Below are 18,765 nucleotides of genomic sequence, written 5' to 3' on the forward strand. Positions count from 1 at the left end.
GCGCCCCAGGCCCGGACCGCCATCCCGTCCCATCTCGAAGGAGTTCAACGTGCGCGGACTCATCCCCCGCGTCGTGGCGGTGCTGCTCGCCATGACGACCACGCTGGCCGGCGCGGCCGGCGCGTCCGCCGAGAACGGCGACGACCCGCCCGGCCGGCCGGCGGCGCCGGGCACGGTCGCCATCGTGCCGGGCGCCGCCTGGAACGACCAGAACGGCGAACTGGCGCAGCTGCACGGCGCCGGCATCCTCAAGGTCGGCCACACCTACTACGCGTTCGGCGAGGACAAGGTGGCGGGCAGCGCGTTCACCGCCGTGGCCTGTTACTCCTCCACCGACCTGGTGTCCTGGACCCGGCACGCCGACGCGCTGTCCCGGCAGGCGAGCGGCGATCTGGGCCCGAACCGCGTGGTCGAGCGGCCGAAGGTCATCTACAACGCGACCACGCATCAGTACGTGATGTACATGCACATCGACTCGCCCAACTACGGCGACGCCCGGGCCGGGGTCGCGACGAGCGCCACGCCGTGCGGGCCGTACGACTATCGGGGGAGTTCCCGCCCGCTCGGCCAGCTCAGCCGGGACCTCGGCCTGTTCCAGGACGACGACGGCACCGCCTACCTGCTGTCGGAGGACCGCAACAACGGCCTGCGCGTCGACAAGCTGTCCGCCGACTACCTGTCGGTGGAGTCACCGGCGGCCGTGCTGCCCGACCGGGAGTCGCCGGCCATGGTGAAGGTCGACGGCACCTACTACCTGTTCGGGTCGAAGCTGACCGGGTGGAACACCAACGACAACGACTACGCCACGGCCGCCTCGCCGAGCGGCCCGTGGTCCGACTGGAAGCCGTTCGCGCCGGCCGGCAGCAAGACCTTCAACTCGCAGACCAGCTTCGTCCTGCCGGTCAAGGGGCGGCACGGCACCAGTTACGTCTTCATGGGCGACCGCTGGTACGCCAGCCATCTGCACGACTCGGCGCCGATCTGGCTGCCGATGTCGATCGGCGGCGGGAAGGCGTCGCTGAACTGGCAGTCCTCCTGGCGCCTCGACGTCGCCGACGGCACCTGGGAGCCCCAGCGTACGGACACCGTCTATGACGCCGCCGCCGACGGCACCGTCTCCAACGGAGCCCAGGTGGTCACCTGCTCGGCCTGCACGGGCGGTACGGCGGTGGGCGGAATCGGCGTCGGCGGCGGCCAGACCTCCTACACCTACGACGACGTCGATCCGGCGCTGCACTACAGCGGCGCGTGGACCCACGCCGCCAACCAGGGGTGGACCGACGGCGACTACGGCAACAACGAGTCCTTCAGCGTCCAGGCCGGCGACAGCGTCACGGTCGGGTTCAAGGGCACGGCGGTGCGTTGGATCGGCCCGAAGAACACCAACGGCGGCATCGCCGACGTCTACCTCGACGACGCGAAGGTCGCCACGGTGGACACCTACGTCGCCGGCGGCAAGAGCTTCCAGCAGGCCCTGTACGCCAAGTCCGGGCTCGCCGACGGCGATCACACCCTGAAGATCGTGGTCACCGGCCAGAAGAACGCGGCCTCCACCGCCGCGACGGTGGTCGTCGACGCCATCGACCTGCCGAGCGGGAACGCTCCGCCTCCCGCGGGCGTGCTGCGGATCGACCACGTCGTCGCGCCCAGGTACGGGGACTACACGATCAAGATCGCCTACGTGGACCCCGACCCGGGCAACCGGTACGCGTACCTGACGGTTAACGACGACGCGCCCATCAAGCTGGCCTTCCCCACCACCGGGACCAACACGACCAACATCGCGGTCGCCCGCGTGCGTCTCAAGCCGGGGAGCGGCGGCAACGTCCTGCGCTTCTCGAACGACGACGGCGCGGCACCGCTGATCGACACCGTCGCGGTGCCGCAGCCACAGCCCGTCGGCTGAGCGGCCCGAGCAGAGCTCTCCAGGTGACGGCCCGCCCTCCTCACGCACCCCAGGCGTCGAGGAGGGCGTGGCCGCTTCCGAGCGCCGCCCCCGGGTGCCCCGCGACATTCAGGCGTTATGTCAGGTCCCGCCCCGGTCGCCGCTCGCGTTCGCGTCAGCACAAGGTGCTGGCTGCTCGCACTTCGCCGAGTGCTCGCCGTGCGACTTCGCTGAAGTCGTCGCCGCCGGCCGGGTCGCTCCAGCGCTCATAGGCGATCTTCATGGCGAGCGCGCCCAGCTCCGCGGCCACGCACGACGCCAGGTCGGGAACGCCGCGCCGCTTGAGCGCGTCGGTCATTGCCGCGGTGAGCGCGAGGCCCTTCAGCGCTTCGCGCTCTCGCAGCTCCGGGCTGGCGGCGATCACTGCATGCCTGAGAGCGCTGAATTCGCGGCGAGCGGGCGTGAAGGCCTCCCTCCCGACCGCGTCCATGGCGTGAGCCACCGCTTCGAGCGGGGTGGCGGTCGCCGGCGCTGCGGCGATCGCCTCGACGAGCAGTCTGTTCATCGCGTCGTGGCCGAAGAGCACTTCCCGCTTGTCCTGGAAGTGCCGGAAGAAGGTGCTCTTCGTCAGCCCCGCGCGCTGCGCGATGTCGATCACCGTCGTGTTCTCGTAGCCCCGCTCCGCGAACAGTTCGAGGGCGGCCAGGGCCAGCCGCTCTGATGCGTTCGGTTGCCAGCGAGCCATGGGAAGAGTGTACGGCACTTGGTCCCGTCACTCTGTTATGGTGATGGCACCAAGTCCCATCACCTTGCCTGCTGGAGGTCCCCCATGAGCCGAGCCGTCATCTATGAGACGTTCGGAGGCCCCGACGTACTCGAGTTGCGAGAGGTTCCGGAGCCGCACGCCGGCCCGGGTGAGGTTCGCGTCCGCGTGACGGCCGCCGGGCTGAATCCGATGGACTGGATCATCTCCTCGCGGCCCGAGGCGGCGGCGCAGTTCGGCATCACCGTGCCGTCCGGCTTCGGATACGACTTCGCCGGCGTTGTCGACGAGGTCGGCGACGGCGCCACGGGTTTCGCCGTGGGCGACCGCGTCCACGGCGGCGCGCTGGGGAGAGCCGTCGCCGACTTCGTGGTGGTCAAGACGCCCGCCGAGGCGTCCGAGGCGCTCTTCCATACGCCGGATGGCATCAGCGACGAGGTGGCGAGCACGCTACCGGTGGCTGGCCTCACCGCCGCCGCCGCTCTGGCAGCGATCGACCTGCGGTCCGGCGACACCGTCCTGATCGGCGGCGCCGCCGGCGGCGTAGGCGTGTTCGCCGTACAGCTGGCGAAGCTCGCCGGCGCCACCGTGATCGGCACAGCCTCGGAGGGCACCTTCGAGTTCCTGCGGCAGCTCGGTGCCGAGCCCGTGGCGTACGGCCCCGGGCTGGCGGACCGGGTACGGCCACTGGCTTCCGACGGAGTGACCGCGGCGACGGACCTGTTCGGCGCGGAGACGGCCGAGACCGCGCTGGCGCTCGGAGTACCGCCCGAGCGGATCTCCACGATCGCCGTGGGCCCCAACCCTCCCGGCGGCGTGCGCGCCACCGGCGGCATCGACGCAGGGCCGGACGCCATGGAACGGATCACCGATGCGATCCTCGCCGGCAAGCTCACCGTGCCCATCGCCGCGACCTTTCCGATCGAGCAGATCCGCGACGCCGTCACGCTGCAGTCCGGACGTCACGTCCACGGCAAGATCGTGGTCACGCTGTGACCGCGCCCCGGTGAATGAAGTGCGAGCGCTCAGTGGGCGAGAGGCGCCAGTTCAGTCGAGGATCGCGGTGGCTTCGATCTCGACGAGATGGTCGGGAGCGTCGAGTGCCGCAACACCCAGAAGTGTGGCCGGCGGCACCGGGGTGACCTCCAGCCGCGCGGCCGCCCGGGAGATCCCCTCCAGGAGGGCGGGCATCTTGTCGGGGGTCCAGTCGACGACATAGAAGGTCAGTTTCGCAACGTCGTCGAAGGATCCGCCGACCTCGGCGAGGGCGGTGGCGATGTTGAGGTAGCACTGCTCGACCTGGGAGGTGAGGTCGCCTTCGCCGACCGTGACCCCCTCGGCGTCCCAGGCGACCTGTCCGGCGATGAAGACCAACCTGGAGCCGGATGCGATCGACACCTGCCGGTAGACATCGATCTTGGGCAATCCGTCGGGGTTCACCAGAGTGATGGCCATGCTGCCTGCCTCCTGTCATGAGGGCCCGTGGGCCCGCGTCCATCCGATCAAGACATCGGTGGTCTCTTGTGGTTACTCAGGAACCGTAGGAGAGTGGACGCTGACATGGAAGAACGCACTTTTCAGTGACTGGGGAACCTGATGGTGACCACACAGCTCAAGGGCGCCTCGGCCGACGACGCCGACCTGAGGCGCGCTGACTCCCTAGCGCGGGAGATCTTCTCGGACGTCGCCAACAAGTGGGCGTTCCTGATCATCGAGATGCTCGGTGAAGGCACCCTGCGCTTCAGCGAGTTGCGGAACGAGGTCGAGGGAATCAGCCACAAGATGCTCACCCAGAACCTGCGCATGCTGGAGCGCAACGGGCTGGTCGAGCGGACGGTGCACCCCACCGTGCCGCCGCGGGTCGAGTACACCCTCACCGAGCCCGGGCGAGCCCTCCGGGCGACGGTCGATGGAATGTGCGTCTGGACCCACCGATACCTTGGCCACATCGAGACCGCTCGCCGCCGCTTCGACACCTGACGACCAGAGCACTCCTGCGCGCAGGACCGTACCGGCGATGCGCGCTGTCAGTCGCTATCGGTAGAACTGCTGCGTGCAGCACCCCTGCTGGGAGCCGCGCCGACCCAGCGGTGATAGGCGTCCATGTCGACGTTGCTGCCGCACACGATGGTGACCACGTGTCGGCCGGCGAAGCGGTCGGGGTCTTCGAGGATCGCCGCGATGCCGAGCGCGGCCGACGGTTCGACGACGAGGCCGGCGTGGTCGAGGAGCATCCGCATACCGGCGATGATCGACGCCTCTTGGACCAGGACGGCGTCGTCGGCGACCAGGAGGAGGTCGTCCAGGACGGCCGGGATGGGACGCCGGCCGGCGACGCCGTCGGCGATCGTGTTGGTCGAGTCGGTGGTGACGACGCGCCGCTGGTGCCAGGAGTGTGTCATCGCCGGTGCGCCCAGCGGCTGGACGCCGATCACATCGACGTCGGGCGCCAAGGCCTTGACCACGTGACCCACACCGGTGGCCAGCGCCCCGCCGCCCAGAGCGATCAGGACGGCGTCGAACGACGGCTCGGTGTCCACCAGTTCCAGGCCGATGGTCGCCGCGCCCTCGCAGGTCTCGATGTCCAGGCTGTCTTCGACCAGCCGGATGCCATCGCGGCGCGCGATGGCCGCCGCCCGCTCGCGAGCCATGTCGAAGTCGCCGTCCACCAGCTCCAACCTGGCGTCCAACGCGCGGATGCGATCGAGCTTGGCCGCGGGCGCGAAGCGGGATGCCACGACGGTGACGTCCAGCCCACGGCCGCGACCGGACCAGGCGAGGGCTTGGCCGAGGTTGCCTGCGCTGGCGCACACCACGGCTCGCGAGCCGTTGTCGGCGAGCAGGCTCGCGACCAGCTCGGTTCCGCGGGCCTTGAAGCTGCGGACCGGGTTCGCCGTTTCGAGTTTGATGCTCACCGCGCACCCGAGTTCGGGCTCCAGCGCCTCACAGCGGTACAGCGGAGTGTCGAGAAAAACCGGGTCGATCATCTGGCGAGCCGCCCGGATCCGGGCGGTGTCGAGGCGCGTCTCCTGCACGACACAGCAGCCTAGGGGTCACAGCCACCCGTTGAGGCGAACGGGCGAGGCTATTCCGGCGCTGGTTTCCTGCTCGACGGGCGCCGTTGAGGTTGCTGGAAGCGCCAGAAGCCCTCGGTGGGGTGGTCCCCGACGGGTCTACAGGTCGGCCGGGTCCCTGCGCAGCGTCACCTCGCGCCCGGACGCGGTGCGCACGGTGACCGCGCGCACGCCCGGCCGACCGGGCACGATCGCCAGCGGCAGCCGGTCGAAGGTCTCGGCACCGATGTGCTCCCGCAGTTCCCCGGCGTCAGCGCCGATCTCCAGCCGGGTCACGGCCACCCCGCGCTCACCGTGCTCCGCCGCCCCACGATCCGGGTTGGTGGCCGGGTCCTCCCGGTAGAACCAGTTCGGTAGCCCCCGGCGCCAGCACGTGTCGAGCGCGCGGCCGGGGCCGGGCGCGGTGGTGATGATGCGCTGGGTGCCGTCGGGCTGGACACGCCCCGGAAGCCGCGCCACCTCGCCGCCGAGCCGCTGCGCGACCGCGGCCAGCTCCTCAAGGGTGTCGGCGCGCAGGCTCCAGAACATCCACCGGTCGCCGTCCGCGACGGCCCGGTCGAACCAGGCGAGCCTCGCATCCTGCTCGGCTGCGGGGGCCGTCACCGCCTCGACCTCCAGGTAGACGTCCCCGCCGAGCGGGAAGATCGTGTTCGCGATGCCGCCGGCGAAGACGCCACCGTCGTAGTGGGCGAGTCCGGTTTCCTCCTGCACCCGGTGGACGCCGTCGCCCAACTCGCGGACGCCCAGGCAGAGGTGATCAAGATGAAACATGTCGATCCTTTCCGGGTTCACCACGTCACGGGGAGTTCGTGCACCGGTAGACGGTCATGTCTTGCTTGAACTTGATCCCGTTCAGCGGAACCGCGAGCCGCAGCGTCGGTCGGGTTGTCCATGGTGATGAACGACTTCGCCCGGCTGGGATGGGCCTTGATCCCCGGCGACTGCGCCGGATACCCGTCCCGGGTCGAGTCGGAGCTGACGCGCGGATCGGCCAGCAGCGCGCGGACGTCCGCATACCGTGTGAACAGCCACGGCTCGGCGCCGTCCCAGATCCGCACCTTGGACACCGGCTCCTCTCGCAGCCTGCGATCGAGCTCGGGTGGCGGGTCGAACGGGCAACGGCCTCGGACCATCGGGTACTGGGGCACGTCGGGCTGAACCTCCGGCATCGCAGGCCGACTACAGAAAGTCGCCGAACAGTTGTTCAGAAACTTACCGAACAAACGTTAGTAATCTTGGGACAACTTGTCCACCCTCCCGATCGGGAGCAGGCGCCGTGGTTCAGGCGAAGACGAGCGAAACGAACTCGTCGACGAACGACAGCACCGAGTCTGCATTGGTGTGCTTGGCGGAGTTCTGGAAGAGGGCCACACGACCGTGCGCGCCGACGAACGCGATCACGGCAGCTCGCTCCGCGGGCACCCGGAGCGCGACCCCAGCCTCGGCGCAGCGCGTGAAGCCGGCGACGAGCAGGTCGATCACGTCGACCAGTGGCCCGGCCTGCCGAACGCCGGGTGCGGTCCGGGGAGGCCCGTTGGCCGTCATCAGCCGGTAGTGCCCTGGGTTGTCCATCGCGAACCGGCAGGAGGCATGGAGCATCGCCCGCACGCGGCCCACCACGTCGCCAGAGTCCACGCGATCCTCGGCTGCCTCCATCGCGGTGTGCAGCCGGGCGAACTCGTGGTCGGTGAGGCCCGCGACGAGCGCGGCACGATCGGTGAAGTGCTGGTAGATGCTGGCCGGCGCGATACCGGCGGCGCGGGCGACGCCACGGATGGTCAGCCCGTCCTCCCCGTCGAGCTCGGACAGCAACCGGCTGGCCGCGGCGAGGATCTCCCCGCGCAGCCGCTCACCTTCCCCCCAACGGTTGCGCGTGCGCGGAGCGCTGACCTGGACCTCTTTCGACACCTACCTATTCTTATCACCCGGCCACCCCGCCACCCGGCCACGCCGGACACGCCGCACAGCTACGCGCCCTCGTGCCGGTCTGACACTTCCACCTGTGCACGGCAATCTCACGTCGGGGCAGTTCCGGGACTGTTGACCATCTTGGGTGTCGAGGACTCGGAACAGTCGGTACATAGCGCGGGCGACCCAGCGAATGGCTTCAGTGATGCGACGGCCGGTCAGGCACAGGACCTCAAAGGCGATCTTGGAACGACCCTGCGTCGCCGGCCGGCACGGTCGACTCCGTCGTTGAAAGCCTCGCTGCGGATCGTCCTACGACCGGCCGATCCGCTGCCGGGACATATCGTCACTAGTCCATCGGCGCCGCAGGTCGCCGGTCGGTCTATTCGGCGACGGCGCGCTCGCATCGATCTCGTCCGACTCGCCATAGGAACGCCCGTACTTTTCAGAGCCCGCGGAATCGTAGTGAGAGTCGGCGCATCGGATCAGTCTTTCGGCAGGCCGATCCGAAGGGCGTGACCAGCATGGACTTCTCCCGAGCGTACGAGATTCCCCGCAGGTTCGATCTTAAGATGTTCGCTTACGCGGAGAACGTCTATCTCGTCCGTAATCTGGTTGATCAAGCCGTTGACACGTGGCGCCTTTCCGAGAACGTCAGATTCACCGGACGGCTCGTCCTCACGGAGCTGGTCACCAACGCGGTACGGCTCTACGAGGGCAAGGAAATTCACGTGTGGGTCTCCAGCCAATCAGGCCGGCATCTTCTGGAGTTGGCCGTTTGGGACCCCGACCCCGACAACCTCCCCAGGATCCTGCCGCCGACCGAGTACGGCGAGTCCGGCCGCGGCCTCGCGCTCGCGTGGGAGCTGTCCGACCAGCGGCTCGGCTGGTACCGGTCGACGACGGCCTGCGGAAAGGTGGTCTGGGCGCGGGTCGGGCCGTAGGCGAGGAGGGTCGAGGCGACAGAGCCTCTTCCTGATGTCTGGAGCCGTCTAGAGCGATGCCTGTATGGGGCAGTTTTCGGGAATCGACCGCACTGAGTATTCGACGTATCTACCCTCCGTAGTAGCCGCTCGCGCCGGATACGTAGGGAGGGCCAATGCCGGTCGCCCGAGCTCCGCTTAACCCGAAGACCTCTGTCTGGCACATGCTGGCCTACCTGCTCAGGTGGGAACGCGAGAAGAACGGCCTCTCGCTGACGCAGTGGGGAAAGATCGCCAGCGCCGCACCGTCGACGGTCTCCAACGTCGAAGCGGGACGAAGAAAGATCGACGAGAGGCAAGCAAAGATCATCGATCGCCACTTCCGGACCGGCGGCCTCTTCGAACTGCTGCTCTGGTATGCCCAAAATGGCCACAACCCCGACTGGGCCCAATCGGTCACCGCGTACGAGACCATCGCCCAGATAATCCGGATCTACCAAGGTCAGATCATTCCAGGGCCGTTCCAGACCGAGGACTACGCGCGAGCTCTGCTGCTGGCCAGTAGCAATGTCGAGGACGTCGACGCGACCCTCAGGGCCAGGATGGAACGGCAGGCCGCGATCCTGGAAAGGCCGGATCCGCCCTACGTCTGGGCACTGCTGGACGAGAACGTCCTGGACGACTGCATCGGCGGCGTCGAGGTCATGCAGGCACAGCTCCGCCACCTGCTCGACCTGATGCAACGGCCGCACATCTCCATCCGCATCATCCCGCGCTCGACAGGTGCGCATATCGGCAAAGATGGCCCGTTCCGCATCATCAGTGTCGAATCTCGCGATATTGCCTACGCTGGAGCACGGCGAGGCGGTCGGCTGATCGAGATGTGCGGCGAGGTCGAACAGTTCAAACTGGACTTCGACCGAATCGGGCAGAAGGCAGCCTCCGAGGATGCCTCGCGCGTCCTGATCGAACGGCGATTGGAGGCCACCGAATGGCGATGCAGTGGCGCAAGAGCTCAGTCAGCACTGCCGTCGACGATGAGGCGTGCGTCGAGGTGGCGCCGCTGACCTCCCAGGAGGCGGCCGGCCTGACGGCGCAATTCACGACTGACGTCCCGCCTGTAGGCTGACCCCCTTCGCGATCTTGAGGGGGGATGGCGGATGGGCCGGGCCGCACGGCGATTCGGGCGTATGGCGCGCGTGTGGCTCGTCTCGGGCGCGGTCGTGGCGGCGATGGCGGCCACGGTCTCCTCCGACGCCGCGGCGCCCACGCCTTCCGGCCTCTCCCTTCCGAAGTACGTCGTGTCGGTGGCGACGGGCGGCCAGGACTGGGCCCAGGTGCTCAAGGGAAAGACCATCCGGGCGTTCGACGCGGTGCCGGCCCCGTCGCCGGGCGTCGGCCGGGCGACGGCGGTCGTGGCCGCCGTCGCGGATCGTACGTTCGTCCTGGTCGCCTTCGACCCCAAGTCTTGCGTCTCGCGGTTGTACCGCCTGCGCCTCACCGAACAGGGGCGCCCGGAGGTTCCGCAGCCGATCCCCGGCGGCCCGATCCACGCGGCCGTGGCGGGCCTGGCGGTCGGCCCGGACGACTCGAAGATCGCTTTCACGACGGCGTCGTGCGCCGACACGGTCGTACCCCGGGCCTCCGTGACGGTGTTGAACGTCGTCACCCGGGAGCGGCGCACTTGGTCGCTCGGCGCCCCTTCCGTCGTCGGCGACCTGACGTGGGGCTCCGACGGCCGTACGCTCGGCTACGCGCTCGGGGAGGGCGTCCCGGACCGGGCCGAGGGCTTCGCCCTGACGTCCGGGGCCGTGCGGTCCCTCGACACGACGGCGGGGGAGACGTCGTTGCTCGCCGGACGGATGGTGTTCCGGCCGACCGACGGCGTCCTGGAGTCGGCGATCCTGGATGGCGGTCTGCGCACGGGCACCGCTTTCGTCCGCGACACGCGGTCGGGGGCCCGGAAGTGGTTCTCGTTCGGCCACGGCCGTTCTCCCCGTCTGATCGAGGTGATCCCGGCCCACACCCTGGTCGCGGTGGCCACGCGCGGTGCCGGACGCCGGCATGAGTGCGGCGGCGACATCGACGCGTTCGGCCGGCTCATCGAAGGGCATTTCACCCCGCGTGTGCTGGACATGCACCTCGGGTGCAGCATGGCGTCGTGATGGGGGATCGGCTCACCCCTTGACCGTAACCGCTCACTTACCTGAGCATGGGGGTCGATCCGGAAGGCGGTGGCGTGATGACGATCCGGTCCGGTCCGGCCCCATCGGAGCTCCCTCTGTCAGCGCTGGAGTTCTGGGCGTTGCCCGTCGAGGAGCGGGAGGCGACGTTCGCGGCCCTGCGGGCGCGGGAGCATCCGGCGTTCTTCAGCGAGGTCGCGGTCCCGTTCGTACGGCCGGGCAAGGGCTTCTACGCGCTGGTCCGGCACGCGGACGTCGGCGAGGCGAGCCGCCACCCGGACGTCTTCAGCAGTGAGCCGAGCGCGACCAGCATCCCGGACTTCCCCGCGTACATGGAGCGGTTCTTCGGCTCGCTGATCAACTTGGACGACCCGCGGCACGCCAAGATCCGCCGCATCGTGTCCCGCGCCTTCACGCCGAAGATGCTCGCCAAGACCGAGGACGACATCCGGCGGCGCGCCGCGCGGATCGTCGACGAGCTGGTCGAGACCGGTCCGGGCGACTTCGTCTCCAAGGTCGCCGTCCGCCTGCCGGTCGAGGTCATCTGCGACATGCTCGGCATCCCCGAGAACTACCACGCCCAGGTGGTCCGGCGGACCAACGTGATCCTCGGCAACTCCGACCCGGAGTACACCGGCGCCACGCCGGGACCAGAGATGAGCCGGGTCGCCGCCGGCCGCGCGCTGCTCAAGATCATATGGGCTGCCCGCGACCTGCACCGGCTCGCAGCCCGCCTCGGGCGCGAGCGCATGAAGAACCCGACCGGTGACCTGACCTCGGCCCTGGTGACCGCCAACGTCGACGGCGAACGCCTGACGACCCGCGAGCTCGGGTCGTTCTTCCTGCTGCTCGTCGTCGCGGGCAACGAGACGACGCGGACGGCCCTGAGCCACGCGCTGAAGCTGTTCACCGACTTCCCCGACCAGCGGGCCCTGCTGCTGGAGGACTTCGAGGGCCGGATCGGCGGCGCCGTCGAGGAGATCGTGCGCTACTCCACGCCGGTGATCTTCATGCGGCGCAACCTCACCCGCGACCACGAGATGAACGGCCACACCTACAAGGCCGGCGACAAGGTGCTGCTGTTCTACAACTCCGCCAACCGTGACGAGACGGTGTTCGACCACCCGGACGTCTTCGACATCACCCGGGCCCCCAACCCGCACGTCGGCTTCGGCGGCCCAGGCCCCCACTTCTGCCTCGGCGCGAACCTGGCCCGCCGGGAGATCACCGTCATGCTCCGGGAGCTGTTCACCCGCCTGCCCGACATCCGCGCCGACGGCGAGCCCGACCGTCTGCTGTCCGGCTTCATCAACGGCTACAAGCGCCTGCCCTGCACCTTCACCGCCCCCTAGACACCGTCGAAGCGGGCTTGAGCGGCCCGGATGTCGGCATCGTGGTCGACGGCCCACCGGCCCAGCATGAGCAGCGGCTCGCGCAGGGATCGTCCGAGGTCGGTGAGGGCGTACTCCACCCTCGGCGGCCTGCCCGGGTGGACGGTCCGGCTGATCAGGCCGTCGCGTTCGAGCGTGCGCAGGGTGCGGGTGAGCACGCGGCGGCTGAGCCCCTGAATCGCCCGGTCCAGCTCGTTGAAGCCGTACGGTCGCGCGGCCAGGAGCGACAGCACCAGGACGCCCCACTTCTCGCCGACGCGGCGTAGCACCCCGGTCGCCGGGCACGCTTCGTGCTCCTCGACGGTCACGGGTGTGGGCAGGGCGACGGCGAGATCACCAGTGGACATGAAAGTGCCTTCTTTCGGGGGCCGTTCCGACCGACACAAGATCAGCGTACGGAATCGATCGGAACCAAGGAGCCTTGCCATGCTCGCCGTCTGCGGAGCCTCCGGAAACCTGGGCGGCCGCACTCTGCGGCACCTCGTGGAGCGCGTCGACGCCTCCCGGGTGGTCGCCCTGTCCCGTACGCCGGACCGGGTCCCCGAGGTCGGGGCGGAGACCCGCGTCGCCGACTTCTCCGACCCCGAGGGGCTCGTACGGGCGTTCGACGGAGTCGAACGGCTGCTGATCATCAGCCTTGACGCCATCACGGGCCGGGTGCCGAAGCACGCCAACGCGATCGACGCGGCGGCGAAGGCCGGGGTGGGACACGTCATTTACACCTCGGTGGCGCGCGCGGGCGAACCGGGGAACCCGGTGGGTGTCGTCCCAGATCATCGAGACACCGAACGTCTACTGGCCTCGTCCGGGCTCACGTTCACCGCACTGCGCTTCAACGTGTGGCCCGAGATGCTGACGTACCTCGGGATCGCGCAACGGGCGGTGGCGGCCGGGCGGCTGCCCGGCAACGCCGGTGACGGGCGAGTCGGCTACATCACCCGGGACGACAGCGCTGCCGTGGCCGCCGCGGTCCTGGCCGACGGCGGCTGTGAGGGGCAGCTCCTCGAGGTCACCGGACCGGCGGCCGTCAGAGAAGCGGACATCGCGGAGGCGCTGACCGAGGCGACCGGACGCCGCGTACGGCATGAGCCGGTGACGGACGAGGAGATGCCGACGCGTCTCACCGCGCTGGGGATGCCCGCACCACTCGCCGAGGCGTGGACGGAAGCGGGCATCGCGCGCCGGGAGGGCTGGTTCGACGTCATGACCCACGCGGCCGAACGGCTCACTGGCCGCAGGCCCACGTCGATCGCCGAGTTCTTCGCGGCCGAGCGCGCGACCCTGCTGGCCACGTGACCGTTGAGACGTCACGCGCGCCATCGTCGCGGAGTGACCCGCGCGATTCCCCTCCGCGGAGCACGGAAGGTGTGGCCGGCGCCGGGGCGGCGGCCACACCTTCTGTCCCGATCTATGGCAGCTTGACGTACCGGGCGAGGAAGTCGCGGGCCGGGCCGGCGTCCAGGCGGTAGTCGTAGTTGGTCGCCTTGCAGGAGTCGTCGTCCCCGCTGATGGTCGTGGCCACCAGGAGGTCGGAGTCACCGAGGAAGTTGGGGCCGCCGGAGTCGCCGTAGCAGGTGCCTCCGTCGCCCTCCTCCAGGTCGAGCTTCAGCCACACGCGGGTGAGGTCGTCAAAGGAGATCGACGTCCGGCTGCGCGTGTCGGTGTAGACCAGCTTCGTCTTGCGCGAAGCCGCCTTCTTCTGGTTGATCGACCCGTATCCGACCGGGGTGAACTTGGCGTCCTGAAGCGATCCGTCGACGCGCATCCGGGACAGCAGGCCCGCGGGCGGCAGCTTGGCCGGCTTGATGCCGGCGATCGGCTTGTCGAACACCACGACGGCGATGTCGTGGAGGTCGCCCTTGGGGTTGTACCGCTCGTCCGGGATGTAGCGGCCGGAGTAGACGGTCTCCCCCTGCTGGTAGTGGCTGGCGAAGGTGACGCGCGCGGTCCGCTGGTTCTTGTGACCGCAGTGCGCGGCGGTCACGAGGACCGTCGGGGAGACGAGCGTGCCGGTGCAGTAGGCCCAGGTGCCGTCGGGGTACGGCTTGTCGGCGAGGAGAGCGCCGACCGACGGGTGCTCGTTGCCGTCCGCAGATCCATTGGTGATCGCGAGGGCGGGAGAAGCGAGGCTAACCACGAAAGCAGCGCAAATAGCGATGGGGGCGGCAAAACGCATGAAGGAGACTTTAAGTGGATATCTCACGCTTTCGCAAAAGGATCAGGCAAAGATCTACCTAGGCATCTACCTGCGGATACGTGATCAGGGAAGTGATCGGAATTCGCCGGAAAGGGCCCTCGTGATCACATCGAAGATCGGAATGTGCCGCCCGGAGCGGTGAGGCGAACCGGGCTCGCGGCGGTGTCGCGAACCCGGAAATCCGCGCACTTACGAGAGGCCGATCCGGCGCGCGGTGCGGTCCCAGGCGGCGTCGTCACCGCTCGGCCGGTAGACGGTCAGCTCCTGCGTCCGGCGTACGAGCTCGCGCGGGTCGGCGGTCAGCCCGTGCGCGCGGGCCTGCGCCAGCGCGTTGCCGATCGCGGTCGCCTCCACCGGGCCGGCGACGACCGGCAGGCCGCAGGCGTCCGCGGTCAGCTGGCACAGCAGCGTGTTGCGCGCCCCGCCGCCGACGACGTGCACGACCTCGACGGACCGCCCGGACAGGCGCGCCGCGTCCCGGATCGCGGCCCGGTGCCCGAGGGCGAGGCTCTCCAGGATGCAACGGACGATCTCGGCCCGTCCCTCCGGAGGCCGCTGGCCGGTCCGCGCGCAGTACGCGGCGATCCGCGCGGGCATGTCGCCCGGCGGGATGAACGCCTGGTCGCCCGGGTCGACGAGCGCGGCGAACGGTGGGGCGTCCGCGGCGGCGGCCAGCAGTTCGGGCAGCGACTCCTCGGCCCGCCAGGTCCGCAGCGACTCCTGCAGCAGCCACAACCCCATGACGTTGCGCAGGTAGCGGATGGTGCCGCCGACCCCGACCTCGTTGGTGAACCCGGCGACCCGGCTCTCCTCGGTCAGCACCGGCGCGTCGAGCTCGACGCCGGCGAGGGACCAGGTGCCGCAGGACACGTAGCCGAACCGGTCGTGCTCGGCGGGCACGGCCAGGACGGCGGAGGCCGTGTCGTGCGAGCCGACCGCGGTGACCGGCAGTGACTCCGGCAGCCCGGTCTCGGCCGCGACGTCCGGCCGCAGCGTGCCGATGACGTCGCCCGGCCGGCGCAGCGGCGGGAAGATCCCCGCCGGCAGCCCGAGCCGCTCGATGAAGGCGTACGCCCAGTCGCCCGTCCGCACGTCGTACAGCCCGGTCGTCGAGGCGTTGGTCTGCTCCGCGCCGACCTCGCCGGTCAGCCAGTACGCCAGCAGGTCCGGGATCATCAGCAGCGTGCGCGCCGCCTCCGGAACCGGTGCCGACAGCAGCTGGTACACCGTGTTGAACGGGAGGAACTGCAGCCCGCCGACGTCGTACAGCGTCTGCGCGCCCACCTCGGCGATCAGCTTGTCCATGACGCCGTCGGTGCGGCCGTCCCGGTAGTGGACGGGGTTGCCGAGGAGCCTGCCGGCCGGGTCGAGCAGTCCGTAGTCGACGGCCCAGGAGTCCACGCCGATCGAGGCGACGCCCTCGGCGGCCCGCAGTCCCTCGAGGACCTCCCCGTACAGCCCGAGGACGTCCCAGTGGAGGGTGCCCGCCGCGCGGACCGGGCGGTTCCGGAAGCGGTGCGCCTCACGCAACGTCAGCTCGTCGTCCCCGACGCGGGCGATCATGACGCGCCCGCTGGAGGCGCCCAGGTCCACGGCGGCGAACGAACGCGGGGGCATGGCTGCTTCTCCTCAGTCGATGATCACGATGGTGAGCCGGCGCGGCCCGTGCACACCCTCGACGCGGGACAGCTCGATGTCGCTGGTGGCCGAGGGGCCGGACACGAACGTCAGCGGCCGGTCGGGGGAGAGGCGTTCGAGGGCCTCGGGCACGTCCGCCGCGATCCGCGCCGCCTCGACCACGACGACGTGGTGGTCGGGGACGAGCGTGACCGCGCGGCGGCCCTGGCCGGGGCCGTGATCGAGCACGACCGTGCCGGTCTCGGCGATCGCGACCGCGCAGCCGGTGATCACGCCGTCCAGGGCGTCCAACTCGGCGATCGACACCGGCGGATCGTCCCGTACGGTGCTGGCCTCTGCGGTCCACGGCTCGGGGAGGCCGGCCGGGGCGAGGTAGCGGCCGTGCAGCGCGCCGAGGACGCCCGGCAGGTCGGCGCGGGCGATCCGGTGGACCTCGGCGCGGTAGTCGGCGGCGCGTTCGGCGAACAGGCCGACGACGTCGCCGTCGTGGTGGCGGCGGAGGTACGGCCTCGGGATCGCGTCGTACGCGGCGGCGTCCGGCGGCGCGTCGCCGAGCCGGCGCAGGATCTCCTCGCGGGCGTTCACGATCGTTTCTCCCACCAGTCGCGGAAGGTCTCGGTCGCGGGGACGGGGGCGTCACGGGTGTCGGTCCAGCGCGAGAGCGGGCCCGGCAGCCGCCGGATGCCGCCCTTGCGGCCGAGGGCCCGCCCGGCCGTGCCCGCCAGACGCTGCCCGAAGGCGAGCCGGGCGGGGGAGCGCAGCGTCCAGGCGGCGAACCGCATGGCCGCCCGCTCGGCGCGGCCGTGCACGGCACGCGACCGCAGGTGCACGAGCACCTCCGGGATGTCGATCGCGACCGGGCAGACCTCGTAGCAGGCGCCGCACAGCGTCGAGGCGTACGGCAGCGAGTCGTCCACCGGCGAGCCGCCGCCGCGCAGCTGCGGCGACAGGATCGCGCCGATCGGCCCGGGGTACGGCGACCCGTACGCGTGCCCGCCCGCCCGCTGGTAGACGGGGCACACGTTGAGGCAGGCCGAACAGCGGATGCAGCGCAGTGCCTGCCGGCCGACCTCGTCGTCGCGCGTGGCCGTCCGGCCGTTGTCGAGCAGCACCAGGTGGAAGGTCTGGCCCTCGGTCGCGCCCGACCAGATCGAGGTGTAGGGGTTCATCCGCTCGGCGGTCGACGAGCGCGGCAGTAGCTGGAGGAACACCTCCAGGTCCCGCCAGGCGGGCACGACCTTCTCGACACCCATCACCGAGATCAGCGTCTCGGGGAGGGTCAGGCACATCCGGCCGTTGCCCTCGGACTCGACCACGACGAGCGAGCCGGTCTCGGCCACCGCGAAGTTCACGCCCGACACGGCGACCTTCGCCGCCAGGAACCGCTCCCGCAGGTGGGAGCGGGCCGCATCGGCGAGCCGGGCGGGCTCGTCGGTGAGGTCGCCGGGCACGCCGGGCATCTCCCGGCGGAAGATCTCCCGGATCTCCGCGCGGTTGCGGTGGATCGCCGGGACGAGGATGTGGGACGGGCGGTCGTTCCCGAGCTGGACGATCAGCTCGGCCAGGTCCGTCTCGTGCGCGCGGATGCCCTCGGCGGCGAGCGCCTCGTTCAGGCCGATCTCCTGGGTGGCCATCGACTTGACCTTGACGACGTCGGTCTCGCCGGTGGCCTTGATCAGGTCCGTGATGATCCGGTTGGCCTCGGCGGCGTCCCGCGCCCAGTGCACCGTGCCGCCCCGGGCCGTCACCTGCTCCTCCAGGAGCCGCAGGTAGTGGCCGAGGTGCTCGATCGTGTGGTCCTTGATGCGCTTCCCCGCCTCCCGCAGCTCCGCCCAGTCCGGCAGTTCGGCCACGGCTGCGGCTCGCTTGGCGCGGATCGTGGTCGTGGCGTGCGCGAGGTTCCGGCGCAGCTGCGTGTCACGTACGGCGGCTCGCGCGGCGTCCGGGAAGGCGGGCATCCCGACGTACGTCGGCATCCGCGCGCCGGCCGGAGACGCGGGTCCGGCCGGAGAGGCGGGTCCGGCCGTCCGATCGTGCCTGGACATGGGTGCCCCCTGTTCGCCGGTGCGGTGATTCATTCCGTCGCCGCCAGGATCTCGGCCAGGTGCAGGGTCCGTACGCCGGTCCGGAGCCGGGACAGCAGGCCGCCGAGGTGGGCGAGGCAGGAGTTGTCCGCCGCGCACACCACCTCGGCCCCGGTCTGCCGGATCCGGGCGACCTTGTCCGCGCCCATCGCGGTCGACACGTCGGGGTTCTTCAGCGCGAAGGTGCCGCCGAAGCCGCAGCACTCGGCCGCGTCGGGCAGCTCGACGAGGTCGATGCCGCGCACCGCGCGCAGCAGCCGCAGCGGCCGGTCCCCGAGGCCGAGGGCGCGCAGGGAGTGGCAGGTCGGGTGGTAGGTGACGCGGTGCGGGAAGTACGCGCCGACGTCCTCGACGCCGAGCACGTCGATGAGCAGCTCGGACAGCTCGTGGACGCGCGGCGCGGTCCGACCGGCCTCCTCGGCCAGCGCGTCGTCCCCGACGGTGCGGGCCACCCGCGCGTGGTTCTCACGGATCATCCCCGCGCAGGACGCCGACGGGACGACGATCGCGTCGTACGGTTGGAACGTTTTAACGAAATCTCTGACCAGTGGTTCGCACTCTCGGTCGTACCCGGTGTTGTAGTGCATCTGACCGCAGCAGGTCTGCGCGGCGGGGAAGACGACCTCGTGCCCCAGCCGCTCGAACAGGGTCACGACCGCCTTGCCGGTGCCGGGGTACAGCGTGTCGTTGAAGCAGGTGACGAACAGGGCGACGCGCAT

The 18,765-nt window shown here is 70.1% G+C and carries 20 protein-coding genes; 8 read left to right on the forward strand and 12 right to left on the reverse strand.

From position 1 onward, the window contains the following. The first annotated feature begins 49 nt into the window (after positions 1–49). Positions 50–1,906, forward strand: a complete 1,857-nt coding sequence (locus AB0I04_RS28740) for a family 43 glycosylhydrolase (RefSeq protein WP_360890950.1) — start codon at positions 50–52, stop codon at positions 1,904–1,906. Between the two features lie 154 nt (positions 1,907–2,060). Here the strand turns inward: AB0I04_RS28740 and AB0I04_RS28745 are convergent, their stop codons facing one another. Continuing rightward, complete coding sequence (locus tag AB0I04_RS28745; RefSeq protein WP_360890953.1) at positions 2,061–2,630, reverse strand: helix-turn-helix domain-containing protein; 570 nt, start codon at positions 2,628–2,630, stop codon at positions 2,061–2,063. 84 nt (positions 2,631–2,714) lie between these two features. On the opposite strand from AB0I04_RS28745, the gene AB0I04_RS28750 reads away from it, so the two are divergent. Further along, a complete protein-coding gene (locus AB0I04_RS28750) occupies positions 2,715–3,644 on the forward strand; it encodes an NADP-dependent oxidoreductase (RefSeq protein WP_360890956.1) in 930 nt (309 codons plus the stop codon). Between the two features lie 51 nt (positions 3,645–3,695). Here AB0I04_RS28750 and AB0I04_RS28755 read toward each other — a convergent pair whose 3' ends face one another. Next, on the reverse strand, positions 3,696–4,103 hold the full coding sequence (locus tag AB0I04_RS28755) for a RidA family protein (RefSeq protein WP_360890959.1): 408 nt from the start codon (positions 4,101–4,103) through the stop codon (positions 3,696–3,698). A gap of 141 nt (positions 4,104–4,244) precedes the next feature. On the opposite strand from AB0I04_RS28755, the gene AB0I04_RS28760 reads away from it, so the two are divergent. Further along, on the forward strand, positions 4,245–4,628 hold the full coding sequence (locus AB0I04_RS28760) for a helix-turn-helix domain-containing protein (RefSeq protein ID WP_345430953.1): 384 nt from the start codon (positions 4,245–4,247) through the stop codon (positions 4,626–4,628). A gap of 47 nt (positions 4,629–4,675) precedes the next feature. Here the strand turns inward: AB0I04_RS28760 and AB0I04_RS28765 are convergent, their stop codons facing one another. The 4 genes from AB0I04_RS28765 to AB0I04_RS28780 form a co-directional block, all read right to left on the reverse strand. After that, positions 4,676–5,683: a pyridoxal-phosphate dependent enzyme gene (locus tag AB0I04_RS28765; protein ID WP_360890963.1), complete on the reverse strand. Its 1,008-nt coding sequence runs from the start codon at positions 5,681–5,683 to the stop codon at positions 4,676–4,678. A gap of 138 nt (positions 5,684–5,821) precedes the next feature. Beyond that, on the reverse strand, positions 5,822–6,493 hold the full coding sequence (locus AB0I04_RS28770) for a VOC family protein (protein ID WP_360890966.1): 672 nt from the start codon (positions 6,491–6,493) through the stop codon (positions 5,822–5,824). Positions 6,494–6,510: 17 nt separating this feature from the next. After that, a complete protein-coding gene (locus AB0I04_RS28775; protein ID WP_360890969.1) occupies positions 6,511–6,891 on the reverse strand; it encodes a hypothetical protein in 381 nt (126 codons plus the stop codon). A gap of 112 nt (positions 6,892–7,003) precedes the next feature. Next, a complete protein-coding gene (locus AB0I04_RS28780; protein WP_360890972.1) occupies positions 7,004–7,630 on the reverse strand; it encodes a TetR/AcrR family transcriptional regulator in 627 nt (208 codons plus the stop codon). A gap of 572 nt (positions 7,631–8,202) precedes the next feature. Here AB0I04_RS28780 and AB0I04_RS28785 point away from each other — a divergent pair. The 4 genes from AB0I04_RS28785 to AB0I04_RS28800 all read left to right on the forward strand — a co-directional run bounded on the left by AB0I04_RS28785 (position 8,203) and on the right by AB0I04_RS28800 (position 12,088). Further along, positions 8,203–8,574 carry an ATP-binding protein gene (locus AB0I04_RS28785; RefSeq protein WP_360890975.1) on the forward strand — a complete coding sequence of 124 codons (372 nt, stop codon included), beginning with the start codon at positions 8,203–8,205 and terminating at the stop codon, positions 8,572–8,574. A 155-nt stretch (positions 8,575–8,729) separates the two neighbouring features. After that, positions 8,730–9,620: a helix-turn-helix transcriptional regulator gene (locus AB0I04_RS28790; protein ID WP_360890978.1), complete on the forward strand. Its 891-nt coding sequence runs from the start codon at positions 8,730–8,732 to the stop codon at positions 9,618–9,620. A gap of 123 nt (positions 9,621–9,743) precedes the next feature. After that, the gene (locus AB0I04_RS28795; RefSeq protein ID WP_360890980.1) at positions 9,744–10,718 is read left to right on the forward strand and encodes a hypothetical protein; all 975 of its coding nucleotides are present in this window, start codon (positions 9,744–9,746) and stop codon (positions 10,716–10,718) included. Between the two features lie 77 nt (positions 10,719–10,795). Then, complete coding sequence (locus AB0I04_RS28800; RefSeq protein WP_360890982.1) at positions 10,796–12,088, forward strand: cytochrome P450; 1,293 nt, start codon at positions 10,796–10,798, stop codon at positions 12,086–12,088. On the opposite strand, the gene AB0I04_RS28805 is transcribed toward AB0I04_RS28800, so the two are convergent. After that, positions 12,085–12,474 (reverse strand): helix-turn-helix domain-containing protein, encoded by a 390-nt coding sequence (locus AB0I04_RS28805; protein ID WP_360890984.1) that lies wholly within the window; start codon positions 12,472–12,474, stop codon positions 12,085–12,087. The genes AB0I04_RS28800 and AB0I04_RS28805 overlap by 4 nt on opposite strands. Before the next feature lie 79 nt (positions 12,475–12,553). Here AB0I04_RS28805 and AB0I04_RS28810 point away from each other — a divergent pair, with 79 nt between their 5' ends. Further along, positions 12,554–13,423, forward strand: a complete 870-nt coding sequence (locus AB0I04_RS28810) for an NAD(P)H-binding protein (RefSeq protein WP_360890986.1) — start codon at positions 12,554–12,556, stop codon at positions 13,421–13,423. A gap of 112 nt (positions 13,424–13,535) precedes the next feature. Here the strand turns inward: AB0I04_RS28810 and AB0I04_RS28815 are convergent, their stop codons facing one another. From AB0I04_RS28815 to AB0I04_RS28835, 5 genes are all read right to left on the reverse strand, one after another. Then, the gene (locus tag AB0I04_RS28815) at positions 13,536–14,264 is read right to left on the reverse strand and encodes a trypsin-like serine protease (RefSeq protein ID WP_360890988.1); all 729 of its coding nucleotides are present in this window, start codon (positions 14,262–14,264) and stop codon (positions 13,536–13,538) included. A 249-nt stretch (positions 14,265–14,513) separates the two neighbouring features. Further along, positions 14,514–15,941, reverse strand: coding sequence for a rhamnulokinase family protein (locus tag AB0I04_RS28820; protein ID WP_360890990.1), 1,428 nt, complete (start codon positions 15,939–15,941; stop codon positions 14,514–14,516). A 12-nt stretch (positions 15,942–15,953) separates the two neighbouring features. Next, a complete protein-coding gene (locus tag AB0I04_RS28825) occupies positions 15,954–16,547 on the reverse strand; it encodes an LUD domain-containing protein (RefSeq protein ID WP_360890993.1) in 594 nt (197 codons plus the stop codon). Continuing rightward, positions 16,544–17,920, reverse strand: coding sequence for a lactate utilization protein B (locus AB0I04_RS28830; RefSeq protein ID WP_360891229.1), 1,377 nt, complete (start codon positions 17,918–17,920; stop codon positions 16,544–16,546). The genes AB0I04_RS28825 and AB0I04_RS28830 overlap by 4 nt, the downstream gene beginning before the upstream one ends. Before the next feature lie 116 nt (positions 17,921–18,036). After that, a complete protein-coding gene (locus AB0I04_RS28835) occupies positions 18,037–18,765 on the reverse strand; it encodes a (Fe-S)-binding protein (RefSeq protein WP_360890996.1) in 729 nt (242 codons plus the stop codon).

Source organism: Actinoallomurus sp. NPDC050550 (genome assembly GCF_040655075.1).
In the GTDB taxonomy this organism is placed as follows: Bacteria; Actinomycetota; Actinomycetes; order Streptosporangiales; family Streptosporangiaceae; genus Actinoallomurus.

What these genes read in the sequence shown, in the direction of transcription:
- AB0I04_RS28745 (WP_360890953.1), bottom strand. Translation starts at nt 2,630, where the DNA reads ATGGCTCGCTGGCAACCGAACGCATCAGAGCGGCTGGCCCTGGCCGCC.
- AB0I04_RS28750 (WP_360890956.1), top strand. Translation starts at nt 2,715, where the DNA reads ATGAGCCGAGCCGTCATCTATGAGACGTTCGGAGGCCCCGACGTACTC.
- AB0I04_RS28755 (WP_360890959.1), bottom strand. Translation starts at nt 4,103, where the DNA reads ATGGCCATCACTCTGGTGAACCCCGACGGATTGCCCAAGATCGATGTC.
- AB0I04_RS28760 (WP_345430953.1), top strand. Translation starts at nt 4,245, where the DNA reads ATGGTGACCACACAGCTCAAGGGCGCCTCGGCCGACGACGCCGACCTG.
- AB0I04_RS28770 (WP_360890966.1), bottom strand. Translation starts at nt 6,493, where the DNA reads ATGTTTCATCTTGATCACCTCTGCCTGGGCGTCCGCGAGTTGGGCGAC.
- AB0I04_RS28775 (WP_360890969.1), bottom strand. Translation starts at nt 6,891, where the DNA reads ATGCCGGAGGTTCAGCCCGACGTGCCCCAGTACCCGATGGTCCGAGGC.
- AB0I04_RS28785 (WP_360890975.1), top strand. Translation starts at nt 8,203, where the DNA reads ATGTTCGCTTACGCGGAGAACGTCTATCTCGTCCGTAATCTGGTTGAT.
- AB0I04_RS28790 (WP_360890978.1), top strand. Translation starts at nt 8,730, where the DNA reads ATGCCGGTCGCCCGAGCTCCGCTTAACCCGAAGACCTCTGTCTGGCAC.
- AB0I04_RS28795 (WP_360890980.1), top strand. Translation starts at nt 9,744, where the DNA reads ATGGCGCGCGTGTGGCTCGTCTCGGGCGCGGTCGTGGCGGCGATGGCG.
- AB0I04_RS28800 (WP_360890982.1), top strand. Translation starts at nt 10,796, where the DNA reads ATGACGATCCGGTCCGGTCCGGCCCCATCGGAGCTCCCTCTGTCAGCG.
- AB0I04_RS28805 (WP_360890984.1), bottom strand. Translation starts at nt 12,474, where the DNA reads ATGTCCACTGGTGATCTCGCCGTCGCCCTGCCCACACCCGTGACCGTC.
- AB0I04_RS28810 (WP_360890986.1), top strand. Translation starts at nt 12,554, where the DNA reads ATGCTCGCCGTCTGCGGAGCCTCCGGAAACCTGGGCGGCCGCACTCTG.
- AB0I04_RS28820 (WP_360890990.1), bottom strand. Translation starts at nt 15,941, where the DNA reads ATGCCCCCGCGTTCGTTCGCCGCCGTGGACCTGGGCGCCTCCAGCGGG.
- AB0I04_RS28830 (WP_360891229.1), bottom strand. Translation starts at nt 17,920, where the DNA reads ATGCCCGCCTTCCCGGACGCCGCGCGAGCCGCCGTACGTGACACGCAG.
- AB0I04_RS28835 (WP_360890996.1), bottom strand. Translation starts at nt 18,765, where the DNA reads ATGCGCGTCGCCCTGTTCGTCACCTGCTTCAACGACACGCTGTACCCC.